We start from the raw sequence: 15,256 nt of genomic DNA, 5'->3' as shown, positions 1-15,256 counted from the left end.
TGACGGCGTTTGGTCAAGCGATTTCTGGTGATCCAAGCCTTGCTCAGAGCCAACCGCGGCGGCGGAAATACCAGAAGGGCAGGATCGCCGACAGGATCATCAGGCCGATCGCGAAGGGATAGCCGAGCTGCCATTTGAGCTCGGGGATGATGTCGAAATTCATGCCGTAGATCGAGGCGACCAGCGTCGGCGGCAGGAAGATGACGGCGGCGACCGAGAAGATCTTGATGATGGCGTTCTGCTCGATCGAGATCATGCCCAGCGTCGCATCGAGCAGGAACGAGATCTTCTGCGACAGGAAGGTGGCGTGGTCGGCGAGCGACAGCACGTCGCGCGACAAGGTCTTGATGCGGGCGCGGATGTCCTTGCTCATCTTGATCTGGGTCGAGGCATGGGCGAGGAAGCCGGCTAGGCGCTGCAGCGAGATCAGGCTGTCGCGGATCGAAGATGCAAGGTCTTCCTTGCGGCCGATCGCCTTTAGCAGCTCCTGGAAATCGCGGTTGCGCTTGGAAACCTTGGTCGACCGCGCCTCGAAGATGTCGCGCGAGATCGCCTCGACGTCGCGCCCGGCGCGTTCCAGAATGTCCGCGAGGCGGTCGACGATCGCTTCCAGCAGGCCGATCAGGATGGTGTCGCCGCTGGTGCAGCCGGTCGCCACCTTTTCGGCGCGCAGCGGAAAGGTCTTGAAGGCCTTGGGTTCGTGATAGCGCACGGTGATCAGCCTGGAGCCGGCCAGAACGAAAGTGACCGGCGACATCAGGGGATCGTCGGCCTCGGTCTGGGCGGGCAGCGTGGCGGTCATGAAGTAGGCGCCGTCCTCGACATAGAGGCGGCTCGAGATCTCGATCTCCTCCATCTCCTCGCGCGTCGGAATGGCAACGCCAAGCCAGCTCTCGATGGCAGCCTCTTCCTCCTTGGTCGGATTGAAGAGATCTGCCCAGACGACGCTGTCGCCATTTGCCACGAGATCGTCGGTAACGCGCAGGCGATCATTGTCCACGACGAAGGCCTTGATCATCGCCGGCTCTCCCTTGCTCGTGTGGCGAATCCGAAATTCGCGTTACCCTGGAGCGCCGCCACGAGGGCGGGCTGCCCGCAAGATCAGGTGTTGAACTTGAACAGCAGCACGTCGCCGTCCTGGACGACGTATTCCTTGCCTTCGTCGCGTGCCTTGCCAGCTTCCTTGGCCGCCACTTCGCCACCCAGCGTGACATAGTCGTTGTAGGCGATGGTCTGGGCGCGGATGAAGCCGCGCTCGAAGTCGGTGTGGATGACGCCGGCGGCCTGCGGGGCCTTGTCGCCCTTGTGGATGGTCCAGGCGCGCGTCTCTTTCGGCCCGGCGGTGAAGTAGGTGATGAGATGCAACAGATCGTAGCCGGCGCGAATGACCTTGTTCAAGCCAGGTTCGTCGAGGCCGAGCGAGGACAGGAACTCCATCTCTTCTTCGTCCGAGAGCTGTGCGACTTCGGCCTCGATCGCGGCCGAGATCACCACGGTGCCGGCGCCCTGCGCGGTGGCCATCTTCTCCACGGCCTTGGTGTGCTCATTGCCGGTGGCGGCGTCGGCTTCCGCGACATTGCAGACATAGAGCACGGGATGCGAAGTCAACAGGTTCAGCCCCTGCAGGATACGCAGGTCCTCTGCCGAGATGCCCTTGAGCAGGATGCGCGTCGGCTTGCCGGCCTGCAGCAGCTCAAGCGCTGCTTCCATCATCGGCAGCACGGTGGTGGCTTCCTTGTCCTTGCTGCCGGCGCGCTTGCGGATCTGCACGATGCGGCGCTCGAGGCTGTCGAGATCGGCGAGCATCAGCTCGGTCTCGACGGTCTCGGCATCAGCGACAGGATCGATGCGGCCCTCGACATGGGTGATGTCGTCATCCTCGAAGCAGCGCAGCACATGGACGATGGCGTCGACCTCGCGGATGTTGGCGAGGAACTGGTTGCCCAGTCCTTCGCCCTTGGAGGCGCCGCGCACCAGGCCGGCAATGTCGACGAAGGAGATGCGGGTCGGAATGATCTCCTTCGACTTGGCGACGGAGGCAATCTTCTGCAGGCGCGGGTCGGGCACCGCCACCTCGCCGGTATTCGGTTCGATGGTGCAGAACGGATAGTTGGCGGCCTGCGCCGCCGCCGTCCTGGTCAACGCGTTGAAAAGCGTCGACTTGCCGACGTTGGGCAAGCCAACGATGCCGCATTTGAAACCCATTTTGTCCGGTCCTATCGGGAAATCTAATTTTGATCAGGGCTATGGGCGATAGGGGTGATCAACGTCAAGCCCTTGAGCCATGATCCGTGCCCACACTCAGTCCTTGCCGCCGAACAGCTTCTTCAGCATGGCAGCCATTGGGCCGGTCTCTGGCAGCTTGATGGCCGGCTGTTGCGGCCGCGCCTGGCGGACATGACTTTGTGCCTTTGGGCCCGGGGCCTTCGGCGCCTTGGGTGGCGGGCGATCGTCGTCGCCGGTCGGCGTCAGTCTGTCGCGCAACGCCAGCGTCACCCGGTTCATGAAGGAATTGTCGTCGCCCTTGGCCAGCAGTCCGGCGTCGTCGGCGATAGCGTCGAGCAGCACGTCCAGCCATTCGCGATCGGCCTTGGCGAAGTCGCCAAGCACATGGCCGTGCACCATTTCCTTGACGCCGGGATGGCCGACGCCGATGCGCACGCGGCGATAGTCCTTGCCGACATGCTGGTCGAGCGAGCGGATGCCGTTGTGGCCGCCCGAACCACCGCCGACCTTGACCCGCAATTTGCCGGCGGCAAGGTCGATCTCGTCATAGAAGACGGTGAGGGCGGAAGGGTCGAGCTTGTAGAAGCGCAGCGCCTCGCCGACCGCCTGTCCCGACAGGTTCATGAAGGTCTGCGGCTTGATCAGGATGATTTTTTCGCCGGCAAGCGTGCCCTCGGCGATCAGGCCCTGGAATTTCTTCGACCAGGGCGAAAAGGAATGGCGGCGGGCAATTGCGTCCGCCGCCATGAAGCCGACATTGTGCCGGTTATCAGCGTATTTCGCGCCCGGATTGCCGAGGCCTGCAAATACAAGCATCGTCAGCTCCGGGCCGGAATAATTACTTCTCTTCGGCGGCGGGGGTCGCCGCTTCAGGTGCTGCCGCTTCAGCCGTCTCTTCGACCTCCGGCTTCATCGCCGACGAGCCGGCAATGGTCGCGATGGTGAAGTCGCGGTCGGAGATCACCGGCTTGACGCCGGCCGGCAGGGTGACTGCCGAGATGTGGATCGAATCGCCGATGTCGGCGCCGGTGAGATCGACGGTGATGAATTCCGGGATCGCATTGGCCGGGCAGTGGAACTCGACTTCGTGACGCACGATGTTGAGCACGCCGCCGCGCTTGATGCCGGGCGACTTGTCTTCATTGATGAAGTGGACCGGCACGTCAACATTGACTTCGGTGTCCTTGCCGATGCGCAGGAAGTCGACATGGACAGGGAAATCCTTGACCGGGTCGAGTTGGAAGTCCTTCGGCAGGACCTGGATCTTCTTGCCGTCGACATCGATCGTGGCGATCGTGGTCAGAAACCCGCCGCCATGGATCTTGTAGTAGATGTCCTTGTAGGTGAGCGCGATAGCCAGGGGAGGCTGCTTGTCACCGTAGATTACTGCAGGCACTTTACCGTTGCGGCGAACTGCACGGGCGGACCCCTTACCGACCTGTTCGCGTGCTTCGGCCTTGAGCTCGTAAGTGTCGTGGCTCATGGCATTTCCTTTCGGTTTGTTCTGGAGCGTTCGCGGCAAGCAATGTGCCTGGCCGTAAACGTCGAAAGCCGCCGGGTGAGGCGGCCTTCCGCCGCGTTGCCTCCAAGGGTGTCTACGCGGGTGGCGGCTCTATAGCGGAAGGTGGGCGTGAACGCAAGGCGAGGGCAACGGCGATGAATGCCTGCCTTGAACGGAGCCGACGTGCTCATTCCAAAGGCCTGGCTGCACTTGGCTGCCACTCGCCAGGTATCCGCTACAGTCGATCCGCCAACATTGCCAGCATCTTCGTGAACGGGAGCATCAGCCTTGGAAAAGCGGATGCGGCTGGCTAGGCTTCGGCGTCGTGGCAGCGAGGTGACCAAATTCCGAAGCCCACCTTTTCCGAAATTGCCCGCCGCGCCGGGGTCGGTACGGCCACAGTAGAGCGCGTGCTGAACGGCAGGGGCGGGGTTAGGCCAGAAACCGTGGAGAAGGTGGTCGCCGCCGCGCGCTCGCTCGACTATCCGCGCCGGCTGCCCGAGGCGCATCGCGGGGTCATCCGCATCGAGGTCATCCTGGTGCGGCCTGACGCGACCTTCTTCGCCCGGCTTTCCCGCGCCTTCGAGCGCATCGCCGCGACGCTCGACCGGACAATCGCCGTCCACCGCACGTTTCTCGACGAGGCGAACCCGGCCGAGATCGCCGCGCGCATCCTCGATCCGGACATGCGCCGCGCCGCCCTCATCCTCGCCGTGCCCGACCATCCGCTGGTCAGCGCCACGCTTCGCAAGCTCGAGGGTGAAAGAATCCCGACGGTGCAGATCGTGACGCAAATCTCGGGCACGAAAAGCACCTATGTAGGCATCGACAATTACGCCGCCGGCCGCATGGCCGGGCTGCTGATGGCGCGTATGCAGCGGCGGACGGGCAAGGTGATCGCCATCTGCCACAGCCAGATCTACCGCGTCCACCGCGACCGCGTGCGCGGCTTCTTCGACTATCTGATCGAGGCAGGCCACGACTTCGAGCCGGTCGCCGCACTCTTTGGTCATGACGATGGCGACCGCAACGCCGAGCAATTGTATGAGGCGCTGAAACGCTGGCCGGACCTTGCCGGCCTCTACAATGCCGGCGGCGCCAACACGGCGCTGAACGAGGTGCTGCGCCGCCACCCGCGCGGCCGCGATATCTTCTTCGTCGGCCACGAGCTCACCGAACGCAGCACGCGCGCGCTCAGCGATGGGACGATGGATGTCGTGCTCGACCAGGCGCCGGAAGCGCAGGCGCGCCGCGCCATCGACCTGGTGCTCGCCGCGCTCAACCTGCACGACCTGCCAGTCGACAACCCGCCGATCCGCTTCATCACCTTCACCGCCGAGAACCTTTGATCTGATTTGATCAAGGAACAAGCGGCGCCCCGAAGGGCGCGGTGTTACCTCTCGCAAAACGGGAGGATCACCAGTGACGAGACGGCTGACAGTCAGCGACCTGCAGAGCGCCAAGGGCAGCAAGAAATGGCTGCAGCTGCATGTCGACACGCCGGCCGAGGCGGCCGCCGCTGTCGCCTGCGACATCGTCATCCTGTCCTGCGAACCCGACCACAATCTTGAGCCGATCCGCCAGGCGGTGCCCTTCGCTTTCCTCTCCGTCGGCATGCCGCATGGCGCGGTCGCTTCGCCCGACGAGGCGGTGCGGCTCGGTTTCGCCATGCTGAAGCGTGGCGCCGACGCCATCTATTGCTCGCACTCGCCGCGCTTGATCGAGGCGATGGCGGCGGAGAGCATTCCGGTCACCGGCCATGTCGGCCTGGTGCCGAACCGCGCCACCTGGACGAATTTCCGCGCCATCGGCCGCACGGCGGAAGAAGCCTTCAAGGTTCTGCGCGCGGCGAAGGATCTGGAGAATGCCGGTGCCGCCTGCATCGAGGTCGAGGTGGTGCCGGTGCGGCTGGCGGAGCACATCACCCGCGCCACGCCGCTGATCACCATGGGCATGGGCTGCGGTTCGGCCTGCGACACGCAGTATCTGTTCTCCAGCGACGTGCTCGGCACCCACACCGGCCACTATCCGCGCCATGCCAAGCGCTATGCCGACTTCGTCACGCTGGAGGCGGAGCTGCAGGAAAAGCGCATCGCTGCCTTCCGCGCCTTCGGCCGCGACGTGACAGCCGGCGCCTACCCTGAAGGCAAGCATCAGGTCTACATGGACGATGCCGCCTATGACCGGTTCCTCACCCTCTCCCAATCCCTGTGAGATCGCCATGGACGACCTGAAATACGGCACGCGCAACAAGCGAGGCGACTGGGCTCCGAGCGAACCGGCCGGCACAGCGCCGCTGTTCACCTTTCCGCCGCGCCCGCTGGCGCTGCTGAAATGGATGCCGAGTTATTTCCTGCCTTACAATCTGCTCTTCGCGCTCTCGGCCGTAGCGTGGTGGCGCTTCGTGCTGCCCGACGTCGAGGTGATGAAGACGCTCGCCTTCGGCTGGATCCTGTGGCTTTTCCTCGTCAACTGCGCGGCGCTGCTGGTCTTCTTCGGCGTCTTCGAGCTTCGACTCTACATTTTGAGAGCCCAGGGCAACCGCTTCAAATACAACGGCAAATGGCCCTCCGAGCAGAAGAGCAAGGCGTTCTTCTTCGAGAACCAGAACATCGACAACATGCTACGCACCTTCGGCACCGGCGTGCCGATCTGGACGGCGATCGAGGTGGCGGTCCTCTATGCCTACGCCAATGGCTACGTGCCGTGGCTGCCCGTTGCCGAGCATCCAGTCTACCTGTTCTGCCTGGCACTGGTGGTGCCGATCATCCACGAGACGCATTTCTTCCTGCTGCACCGGGCAATCCACTGGCCGCCGCTCTACAAATCGGTGCATTCGGTGCACCACAATTCGGTCAACCCGTCGCCGTGGTCGTCGCTGTCGATGCATCCGGTCGAGCAGTTCGGCTATCTCGGCGTCGCGCTCTGGCACCTGGTCATCCCGTCGAACCCGCTGCTCGCGCTCTACCAGCTCCACTATGCCGGCTTCGGCGCCATTCCCGGCCATGTCGGCTTCGACAAGGTCGAGCTGACCGAAGACACCAGCGTCGATAGCCACGCCTATATCCACTACCTGCACCACAAATATTTCGAGGTGAACTACGGCGACGGCCTCATCCCCTTCGATCGCTGGCTGGGCACATTCCACGACGGCAGCAAGGAAGGCGAGGCCCGGATGCAGGCCCGCTACGAGCAGAAGAAGGCGCGCGCCAACGCCGCCCAATAGGAGCCCGAACAGACAGCCCAAAAGACAGCCACGCGAGGCGGCTCTGGCCGTCCGCGCAAGCCATCCCGCAAGGGCCGGAAGTCAAAGGAGGAGTGAACCGGCACTCCATCCGCAAGGGAGGAAAACCGTGAAGAAACTTCTCATTTCGACCGCGCTGGCGGCCTTGATGTCGACGGCATTCACCACGACTATGTCGACCAATGCGATGGCTGCAAAAATTGGCGTCAGCATCGTCAACTTCGATAACAATTTTCAGACGCTGCTGAGGGACGGCATGCAGGCCCGCGCCAAGGAGAAGGGCGCCGGCATCCAGGTCGAGGACGCGCAGAACGACGTCGCCAAGCAGCTCGACCAGGTGAAAAACTTCATCGCCAGCGGCGTCGACGCCATCATCGTCACGCTGGTCGACACCAATGCCTCCAAGACCATCAGCGAGGAAGCCGCCAAGGCCGGCATTCCGCTTGTCTTCGTCAACCTCGAACCGTCGGACATGGCGAACCTGCCGGAGAAACAGGTCTATGTCGGTTCGAACGAGGTCGAGTCCGGCACGCTGGAAGCCTTCGAGGTCTGCAAGATGCTGCGCGCCGAGGGCAAGTCGGCGGGCGCCACCGCCTACATCGTCATGGGCAGCCTGGTGCACCAGGCCGCGCTGCAGCGCACCAAGGATGTCGAACAGGTCTTTGCCACCGACATGTGCAACTTCATCAAGGTCACCGACAAGCAGTCGTCGGAATGGTCGCGCGACAATGCGCAGAACCTGATGACCAACTGGCTGACCGCAGGCGCGGCACCCGACGCCGTCCTCGCCAACAATGACGAATCCGCCATCGGCGCCATATTGGCGCTCAAGGCCAACGGCGTCGACATGAAGAACGTCGTCGTCGGCGGCATCGACGCCACGCAGGATGGGCTGCAGTCGATGAAGGCCGGCGATCTTTCGGTGACGGTGTTCCAGAACGCCAAGGGGCAGGGTGGCGGCGGCGTCGACGCGGCGCTTGCGCTGGCCAAGGGCGAGAAGGTCGACCGCGTCGTCTACGTGCCGTTCGAACTGGTGACGCCTGCCAACGCCGGCGAGTACCTCAACAAGAACTGATCCCAGGACTGGGGCCTCCGGGCGGCCATGAAGGCTGTCCGGATGTCCGCCGCGATCGAATTTTACGGATGAGAGAAATGACCAGTTGGATCAGGGCCTGCGGCCTCGACGACATCGAACAGGAAGGCGCCCGCCGCTTCGACCATGAAGGCCGGACCTATGCGGTCTTCCGCTCACCCGACGACGAAGTGTTCTGCACCGACGGCTTGTGCACGCACGAAGCCGTCCATCTCGCCGAAGGGCTGGTCATGGATTACGAGGTCGAATGCCCCAAGCATGCCGGCGCCTTTGACTATCGCACCGGCGCGGCAAAGCGGTTGCCACCCTGCATCAACCTCCGCACCTATCCAGCCAAGGTCGAATCCGGCTCCGTGCTGATTGCGATCAGCCAATGACAGAAGCGATGGTCGCCGCTCAGGCCGGCAGCGGCTTGCCGGCCTGCTCGGCTACCATGTATTCGGCGTACCAGTCAGGCCAGTTCTCATCGCGTTGTCCGCCAGTGCGCTTCTCGTGCTCGCCATGCGCGGCCGCCGCGCGCCGCAGCGCGGCGGCAAGCTCGGTCGACGAGGTGAATGTCGTGTCGCCGGCGTCCACCCGTCCGGGCAATCGTGCCGTGATTTCCTGCAACAGCCAGCCATTGCCGTCCGGATCCTTGAACGAGGCGAATGAGGAGTAGCTGCGCCCCTCGGGATCCCTGCCGCTGAGCGGCGGCTGTCCCGGGCCCGCCCGGTGGAAGACTTCGCTGGGATTGGCTCCGCGCGCCACAAGCTCGGCGCGGGCGGCTTCGATATCGGACACAATGAGATAAAGGCCCTGCGCCGAGCCGGGCGCGGCAGACGTCAGGCCGGTGCCGAAGTGGATGGAAGCCGGCGAGCCCGGAGGCGTGAACTGCACGACCCGAAACGTGTCGCCGACGGGGAAGTCGGCGTCCAGGCGCCAACCCAGGCCGCCGTAGAAACGCTTGGCGCGGTCGACGTCCGAAACAGGGATGACGGCGGCCTCGAACTTCATATCGACACCTGTCTGAGTACTGCTCATGATCAACCTCCTTGGTTTTCCGCCCGCGGCGTTGATACCGCGCTCAGGAGCGGGCGGTAAACCGCCCGCTCAGGCTTTCACGCAGCGCCGGCTTCCAGCTTTCTGGCTTGCTTCACGTTCGGCAAGAACGCCGTCAGCAGGCCGAGCGGAAGGCGGGCGTGCAAGCCATGGCGGGCAAGGGCGGGGCAGGGCTATTCCTGATTGCCGCTCAGCGCGTCGCGCAGCGTCTGGATCTGCCGGTTCAGCGCGTCGAGCTGTGTCAGCGTCATGCCCGAGCGCTCGATCAGGGTTTCGTTGAGGCAGTTGCACTGGACGAGCAGGGCGCGGCCGGCGGCGGTCAGGTCGACCTGCACCTGACGCTCGTCGGTCTGGCTGCGCCGGCGCGTGACCAGCCCTGCCTGTTCCATGCGCTTGACCAGCGGCGTGATCGTGCTCGATTCCAAAGCGAGCCTGTGCGCGATGCTGCCGACCGACATGCCGTCGGCCTCGGCGAGCGCGTTCAGCACGAGATATTGCGGGTAGGTGATCCCCATTTCGTCCAGCATCGGCTTGTAGGTGCGGTTGATCGCCATGCTGGTGGCATAGAGTGTGAAACAGAGCTGATTGTCCAACGGGAGAGGCACGGCGCATTCCTTTTGCCGACTGAGCATTTCAGATATGTACCACGAAAAATGATATCGCGATATATATCTTCTGTAGACAAGGGTTTCGATCTGCGCTAGACATATTGTTATCGCGGCATTTATTATCGCGAAAACAATAAATGGAGATTGAGATGACCAAGCCCGGCAGCAGCACGATCACCACCAAGGACGGCACCGAGATTTTCTACAAGGATTGGGGAACCGGTCAGCCCATCGTCTTCCATCATGGCTGGCCGCTGAGCAGCGACGACTGGGACGCCCAGATGCTGTTCTTCCTGTCGAAGGGCTACCGCGTCGTTGCCCATGACCGGCGCGGCCATGGCCGCTCGACCCAGACCGATACCGGCAACGAGATGGACACTTACGCCGCCGATGTCGCGGAACTTGTGGCGCATCTCGACCTCAAGGGCGCCATCCATGTCGGCCATTCGACCGGCGGCGGTGAAGTAGCCCGCTATGTCGCGAAATATGGTTCAGGCGGCCGCGTCGCCAAGGCGGCGCTGCTCGGCGCCGTGCCGCCGATCATGCTGAAGACCGCGGCCAATCCTGGCGGCCTGCCGATCGAGGTCTTCGACGGTTTCCGCGCCGCCCAGGCCGCCAACCGCGCCCAGTTCTTCCACGATGTTGCCGCCGGTCCGTTCTACGGCTTCAACCGTCCCGGCGCCAACGTCTCGCAGGCGGTCGTCGAAAATTGGTGGCGCCAGGGCATGATGGGCGGCACCAAGGCGCATTACGATTGCATCAAGGCGTTCTCGGAAACCGACTTCACCGACGATCTGAAGGCCATCGACGTGCCGGTGCTGGTCATGCATGGCGACGACGACCAGATCGTGCCGATCGCCGACTCGGCGCTGCTGGCGGTCAAGCTGCTCAAGAAGGGCGAGCTCAGAGTCTACAAGGGCTTCCCGCATGGCATGGCAACCACCCACGCAGATGTCATCAACGCCGACCTGCTGGCCTTCTTCAAGGCCTAGAATCGTCCAGTTGGATAGACAAAGGGCACCGGCCGTCAGGCGGGTGCCCTTTGCTTCATCGAAATGTCCGCGGGATCCTATTTGCCGAGAAAGCCCGTGATCAGCTTGACGGTGGCGTCGGGGTTTTCCTCCATGATCCAGTGACCGGAGGCGGGCACGATGCCGCCCGTGACATCGGTCGCGACAAGCCGCAAAGTATCGGCCTGCGTGGTGCCGGCGGATTTTTCGCCGCCGACAGCCAACACCGGCATGGTCAGTTTGCCGCCGGTGGCGAGCATCGCCTGGTTGTCGATCGCGTCCTGGTCAAAGGCCTTGAACTGCTCGAAAGCGTCATGCATCGCATGCGGGCGGGCGTAGAGTTTGGCGTAGTGCCTGCGCGTTGCCTCGTCGATCTTCTTGGGGTCGGCCGACAGCTCGTTGTAGAAGCGGTCGAGATAGATGCGCTCGCGACCCGCGACCAGCCGCTCCATATCCGGGCCGCGGAAGTTGAAGTGCCAAAGCAGCGGGCTTTGCTTGATCTTTTCCCAGTCGCCGATGCCGGGCAGCGGCGCATCGATGATGACCCATTTGGTGATGCGCTTGGGATATTGCGCGGCAAGCGCATAGCCGACCATGTTGCCGATGTCGTGGGTGACCAGGTCGGCCTTGTCGATCTTCAGGGCATCCAACACGCCCGCGATGTCGACGGCCTGGTTCTTCTTGGTGTAGCCCGCTTCCGGGTGGGCAGAGAGCCCCATGCCGCGCAGGTCGGGCACGATGACGGTGTGGTCCTTCGCAAGTGCCACCGCCGCCGCGCCCCACATGTCTCCGGTATCGGCAAAGCCGTGCAGCAGCACGACCGCGGGACCCTTTCCGCCGACGCGCACATAGAGTTTGGTGCCGTTGGTTTCGACGGACTGCGTCTTGAAACCCGGGGGAAAGGGAACGATGCGTGCCATGGCCGGCACGGTAACGAGAAGCACACCCAACACGGCCAACACGATCTTGCGCATATCATTCTCCAGAGACGCCGTGGGCCCCAAGCCTTCAGCGATGACTATCTCCTAACAGGCTTTTCACCCGGCGTATGGCGAAAGAAGCAGAGAGGGCGCGGCAAATGCCGCGCCCTCTTGTCGAACCGGAAAATCGAACGGTTTTAGCTGGCTATCGCCTGCGCCTTCCTGGCTTCCTTCATGTTGGGCAGGAACACGGTCAGCAGACCGAGCAGGGGCAGATACGAGCAGACCTGGAAAACGAAATCGATGCCCTTCATGTCGGCGACGACGCCGAGCACGGCGGCTGCAATGCCGCCCATGCCGAAGGCAAAGCCGAAGAAGATGCCGGCGATGGTGCCGACACGCCCCGGTACCAGCTCCTGCGCGAAGACCACGATGTTGGAGAAGGCCGACGACAGGATCAAGCCGATCAGCACCGTCAGCACCATCGTCCATTCGAAGTTGGCGTAGGGCAGGGCGAGTGTGAACGGCAGCACGCCGACGATCGAGAACCAGATCATCGCCTTCTGGCCGTAACGGTCGCCGAACGGGCCGCCGAGCAGGATGCCGAGCGCCGAGGCGCCGAGGAACAGGAACAGCATGACCTGGCTCATCTGCACCGAAACGCCGAACTTATGGATGGAATAGAAGGTGTAGTAGCTGGAGAGCGAGGCGATGTAGGCGTTCTTGGTCAGCACCAGCAAGGTCAGCACCGCCAGCGCTCCCATCACCTTGCGGCGCGGGAAGGGCGAGACGAAGCTTGCCGCCTTGCGGTTGCCCTGCGCGGCGCGCATCCGGCTGTACCAGCCGCCGACCCGCGACAGAACGATGATGCCGATCAGCGAGCCGACTGCGAACCAGGAAATGCTGGTCTGGCCGAAGGGCACGACGATGAAGGCGGCGAGCAGCGGCCCCATCGACTGGCCGAAATTGCCGCCGACCTGGAACAGCGATTGCGCCAGGCCAAAGCGACCGCCCGAGGCAAAGCGGGCAATGCGCGAGGATTCCGGATGGAAGATTGCCGAGCCGATGCCGATCAGCGAGGCGCCGACCAGAAGCAGGGCATAGTGGCCGGCATAGGCCAGCACGACCAGGCCGATCAGCGAGGAAGCCATGCCGTAGGGCAGGGAATAGGGCATTGGCCGCTTGTCGGTGATCATGCCGATGATCGGCTGCAGCAGCGACGCCGTTACCTGGAAGGTGAAAGTCAAAAGACCGATCTGCCAGAAATCGAGACCGTAATTCTCTTTCAGCAGCGGATAGATCGCCGGCAGCAGCGACTGCATGATGTCGTTGATGCCATGGCAAAAACTCACCGCCAGAATGACGGTGAAGGCGGTCGCCTGGGCTGAAGGGAGGCTGGCGCCGGCTGGCGGCGCAATGCTGGTGGCTGTCGTATCGGTCAAGGCAGGCTCCGAGGTCTTTTTGGCGGGTGTTTGCCCGCGGGCAGGCTTGGCGGCCGCTCCTGCGGACCGCCTTAAGGACGCTCGTCTGAAGCGCCTCAAGGACGCCCCTGCGGAGCGCCTTGGGGATGGTTGCCTTATAAGCCGCTTGCGAGGCGACTTCTTTCGTGGTTTGGTCCAATAGTTTCGCAAGTGGGCCATAGCCGATGCCGCATGGCAGGGAAATCTTCAGAGGCGACGCCGCCGAGCTCGGCCGACTGCATCAGAGTCGCTGGCAGTGGCTGGAGCAGGCTGTCGGGCCGGCGGTGGCATTGCCGACCGAATATCCGGACGGCTACCACGTGCCGCAACACCATCACAGCCGCAGCCAGCTGCTGCATGCGCTGGTCGGCGTCGTGCTGGTGACGACGCGGCATGGACGCTGGATGGTGCCCCCCGATCACGCCATGTGGATCCCGGCCGGCATCGAGCATTCCGTCGAGATGCTGGGCGATGTCTCGATGCGCTCGGTCTACGTGATGCCGGAAGCAATTGCCGGGCTGCCGGACAGCTTGCGTGTCGTCGGCATCACCGATTTGATGCACAGCCTGATCGTGGAATCGGAAAAGCTGCCGCAAGGCGCCGAGCTGGAGGGCCGTGGCGGGCTGATCATGAACCTTCTGCTGCATGAGATACCGAACCTGCCGGAACGGCCGCTCGGTCTGCCATTTCCGTCCGATCCAAAGCTGGCCGCACTGTGCCGGCGTTTCGTCGCGGCACCTTCGCCGCATGCGACGATCGACGAGTGGGCCGACATCGTCGGCATGAGCCGCCGCTCCTTCACCCGCGCCTTCCATCGTCAAACCGGATTGTCGCTGTCGACATGGCGCCAGCAGGCCTGTCTGTTCGCGGCCCTGCCCAGGTTGGCCGACGGCGAACCGATCACCAGGGTGGCGCTCGATCTCGGCTATGACAGCGTGCCGGCCTTCATCACCATGTTCAAGCGCATGCTGGGGGCCTCACCGCGTGCCTATATGCGCGGCGCCCGCGATAGCGGGGAGGGGACGCGGCGGATAGCCGGCCCAGTTCGACCGGAGAGTGCCGCGCCTTAATCGAACAGGCTGGAGACGGATTCTTCGGTCGCGGTGCGCGAGATCGCTTCGCCCATCAGGTCGGCGATGGAGATGACGCGGATGTTGTGGGCGTCGAGCACCGCTTGCGTAGGCTGGATGGAATCGGTGATCACCAGTTCCTGCAGCTTCGAGCCGGCGATACGGGCGCAGGCGCCGCCGGACAGCACGCCGTGGGTGATGTAGGCGGTGACGCTGGTGGCGCCATTGGCGAGCAGCGCGTCGGCGGCGTTGCACAGCGTGCCGCCCGAATCGACGATATCGTCGATCAGCAGGCAATCCTTGCCGGCGACGGCGCCGATGATGTTCATGACTTCCGACTCGCCGGGGCGCTCGCGGCGCTTGTCGACGATGGCCAGTTGCGCATCGAAGCGCTTGGCCAGCGCGCGGGCGCGCACCACGCCGCCAATATCGGGCGAGACGACGACGACATTGGCAAGCTGCTTGTATTTGGCCTTCACGTCACGGGCCATGACCGGCACGGAGAACAGATTATCGGTCGGGATGTCGAAAAAGCCCTGAATCTGGCCGGCATGGAGATCGAGCGTCAGCACGCGGTCGACGCCGGCTCGCGTGATCATGTTGGCGACCAGCTTGGCCGAGATCGGCGTGCGGCCGGAAGCGCGGCGATCCTGCCTGGCATAGCCGAAATAGGGGATCACTGCGGTGATGCGCTTGGCCGACGAGCGCATGAAGGCGTCGATCATGATGAGCAGTTCCATCAGGTGATCGTTGGTCGGGAATGAGGTGGACTGCAGGATAAAGACATCCTCGCCGCGCACGTTTTCCTGGATTTCGACGAAGATTTCCTGATCGGCGAAGCGCCTGACGCTGGCTTTGCCCAGCGGTACATTGAGGTAGCGGGCGACCGCTTCGGCCAGCACCCTGTTGGAATTGCCCGCGAAGAGCTTCATGCACCGTTCCTGGTGAAGGATGGAGAGGCCCTAACTGACTCTCATGAGCCTCTTAACCGGGCTTTTAGCGGGCCGCGCCGGTATTGCAAGCCTCGTGATCGGGAATCCGCCGGCTAATCTCAAAAACGTCAACACTGACGAAAGCGGGCAACAC

Annotated in this window: 16 protein-coding genes; 7 read left to right on the top strand and 9 right to left on the bottom strand. The window is 63.4% G+C overall.

What is annotated here, in order from left to right; translation table 11 throughout:
• Window positions 1–43: 43 nt before the first annotated feature.
• From corA to AC1DX6_RS10625, 4 genes are all read right to left on the bottom strand, one after another.
• Window positions 44–1,018, bottom strand: a complete 975-nt coding sequence (gene corA / locus AC1DX6_RS10640; RefSeq protein ID WP_477312941.1) for a magnesium/cobalt transporter CorA — start codon at window positions 1,016–1,018, stop codon at window positions 44–46.
• 83 nt (window positions 1,019–1,101) lie between these two features.
• Window positions 1,102–2,205 (bottom strand): redox-regulated ATPase YchF, encoded by a 1,104-nt coding sequence (gene ychF, locus AC1DX6_RS10635; protein WP_477245488.1) that lies wholly within the window; start codon window positions 2,203–2,205, stop codon window positions 1,102–1,104.
• A 96-nt stretch (window positions 2,206–2,301) separates the two neighbouring features.
• Window positions 2,302–3,042, bottom strand: coding sequence for an aminoacyl-tRNA hydrolase (gene pth / locus AC1DX6_RS10630; RefSeq protein ID WP_477312939.1), 741 nt, complete (start codon window positions 3,040–3,042; stop codon window positions 2,302–2,304).
• A 22-nt stretch (window positions 3,043–3,064) separates the two neighbouring features.
• Window positions 3,065–3,709 carry a 50S ribosomal protein L25/general stress protein Ctc gene (locus AC1DX6_RS10625; protein ID WP_477312937.1) on the bottom strand — a complete coding sequence of 215 codons (645 nt, stop codon included), beginning with the start codon at window positions 3,707–3,709 and terminating at the stop codon, window positions 3,065–3,067.
• Between the two features lie 362 nt (window positions 3,710–4,071).
• Between AC1DX6_RS10625 and AC1DX6_RS10620 the strand changes: the two genes are divergently transcribed.
• The 5 genes from AC1DX6_RS10620 (at window position 4,072) to AC1DX6_RS10600 (ending at window position 8,441) form a co-directional block, all read left to right on the top strand.
• Complete coding sequence (locus AC1DX6_RS10620) at window positions 4,072–5,076, top strand: LacI family DNA-binding transcriptional regulator (RefSeq protein WP_477313687.1); 1,005 nt, start codon at window positions 4,072–4,074, stop codon at window positions 5,074–5,076.
• A gap of 73 nt (window positions 5,077–5,149) precedes the next feature.
• Window positions 5,150–5,941, top strand: a complete 792-nt coding sequence (locus AC1DX6_RS10615) for a 3-methyl-2-oxobutanoate hydroxymethyltransferase (protein WP_477312935.1) — start codon at window positions 5,150–5,152, stop codon at window positions 5,939–5,941.
• A gap of 7 nt (window positions 5,942–5,948) precedes the next feature.
• A complete protein-coding gene (locus AC1DX6_RS10610) occupies window positions 5,949–6,953 on the top strand; it encodes a sterol desaturase family protein (protein ID WP_477312933.1) in 1,005 nt (334 codons plus the stop codon).
• A gap of 127 nt (window positions 6,954–7,080) precedes the next feature.
• A complete protein-coding gene (locus AC1DX6_RS10605; protein ID WP_477312931.1) occupies window positions 7,081–8,046 on the top strand; it encodes a sugar ABC transporter substrate-binding protein in 966 nt (321 codons plus the stop codon).
• Window positions 8,047–8,123: 77 nt separating this feature from the next.
• Window positions 8,124–8,441 carry a MocE family 2Fe-2S type ferredoxin gene (locus AC1DX6_RS10600; protein ID WP_477312929.1) on the top strand — a complete coding sequence of 106 codons (318 nt, stop codon included), beginning with the start codon at window positions 8,124–8,126 and terminating at the stop codon, window positions 8,439–8,441.
• A 19-nt stretch (window positions 8,442–8,460) separates the two neighbouring features.
• Here the strand turns inward: AC1DX6_RS10600 and AC1DX6_RS10595 are convergent, their stop codons facing one another.
• Together AC1DX6_RS10595 and AC1DX6_RS10590 are read right to left on the bottom strand one after the other, a co-directional pair.
• Window positions 8,461–9,084, bottom strand: coding sequence for a VOC family protein (locus AC1DX6_RS10595; RefSeq protein WP_477312927.1), 624 nt, complete (start codon window positions 9,082–9,084; stop codon window positions 8,461–8,463).
• Between the two features lie 191 nt (window positions 9,085–9,275).
• Window positions 9,276–9,707: a MarR family winged helix-turn-helix transcriptional regulator gene (locus AC1DX6_RS10590; RefSeq protein WP_477312925.1), complete on the bottom strand. Its 432-nt coding sequence runs from the start codon at window positions 9,705–9,707 to the stop codon at window positions 9,276–9,278.
• A 152-nt stretch (window positions 9,708–9,859) separates the two neighbouring features.
• Here AC1DX6_RS10590 and AC1DX6_RS10585 point away from each other — a divergent pair, with 152 nt between their 5' ends.
• Window positions 9,860–10,702, top strand: a complete 843-nt coding sequence (locus AC1DX6_RS10585; protein WP_477312923.1) for an alpha/beta fold hydrolase — start codon at window positions 9,860–9,862, stop codon at window positions 10,700–10,702.
• Between the two features lie 77 nt (window positions 10,703–10,779).
• Here AC1DX6_RS10585 and AC1DX6_RS10580 read toward each other — a convergent pair whose 3' ends face one another.
• Complete coding sequence (locus AC1DX6_RS10580) at window positions 10,780–11,694, bottom strand: alpha/beta fold hydrolase (protein WP_477312921.1); 915 nt, start codon at window positions 11,692–11,694, stop codon at window positions 10,780–10,782.
• A gap of 143 nt (window positions 11,695–11,837) precedes the next feature.
• A complete protein-coding gene (locus AC1DX6_RS10575; RefSeq protein ID WP_477312919.1) occupies window positions 11,838–13,082 on the bottom strand; it encodes an MFS transporter in 1,245 nt (414 codons plus the stop codon).
• 203 nt (window positions 13,083–13,285) lie between these two features.
• On the opposite strand from AC1DX6_RS10575, the gene AC1DX6_RS10570 reads away from it, so the two are divergent.
• Window positions 13,286–14,170 (top strand): AraC family transcriptional regulator, encoded by an 885-nt coding sequence (locus AC1DX6_RS10570; RefSeq protein ID WP_477312917.1) that lies wholly within the window; start codon window positions 13,286–13,288, stop codon window positions 14,168–14,170.
• Here AC1DX6_RS10570 and AC1DX6_RS10565 read toward each other — a convergent pair.
• Window positions 14,167–15,102, bottom strand: coding sequence for a ribose-phosphate pyrophosphokinase (locus tag AC1DX6_RS10565; RefSeq protein ID WP_477245476.1), 936 nt, complete (start codon window positions 15,100–15,102; stop codon window positions 14,167–14,169). The genes AC1DX6_RS10570 and AC1DX6_RS10565 overlap by 4 nt on opposite strands.
• Window positions 15,103–15,256: the final 154 nt, after the last annotated feature.

It is taken from the genome of Mesorhizobium sp. P2_C4 (genome assembly GCF_056404575.1).
This window is presented reverse-complemented; position numbering and strand designations above follow the sequence as displayed.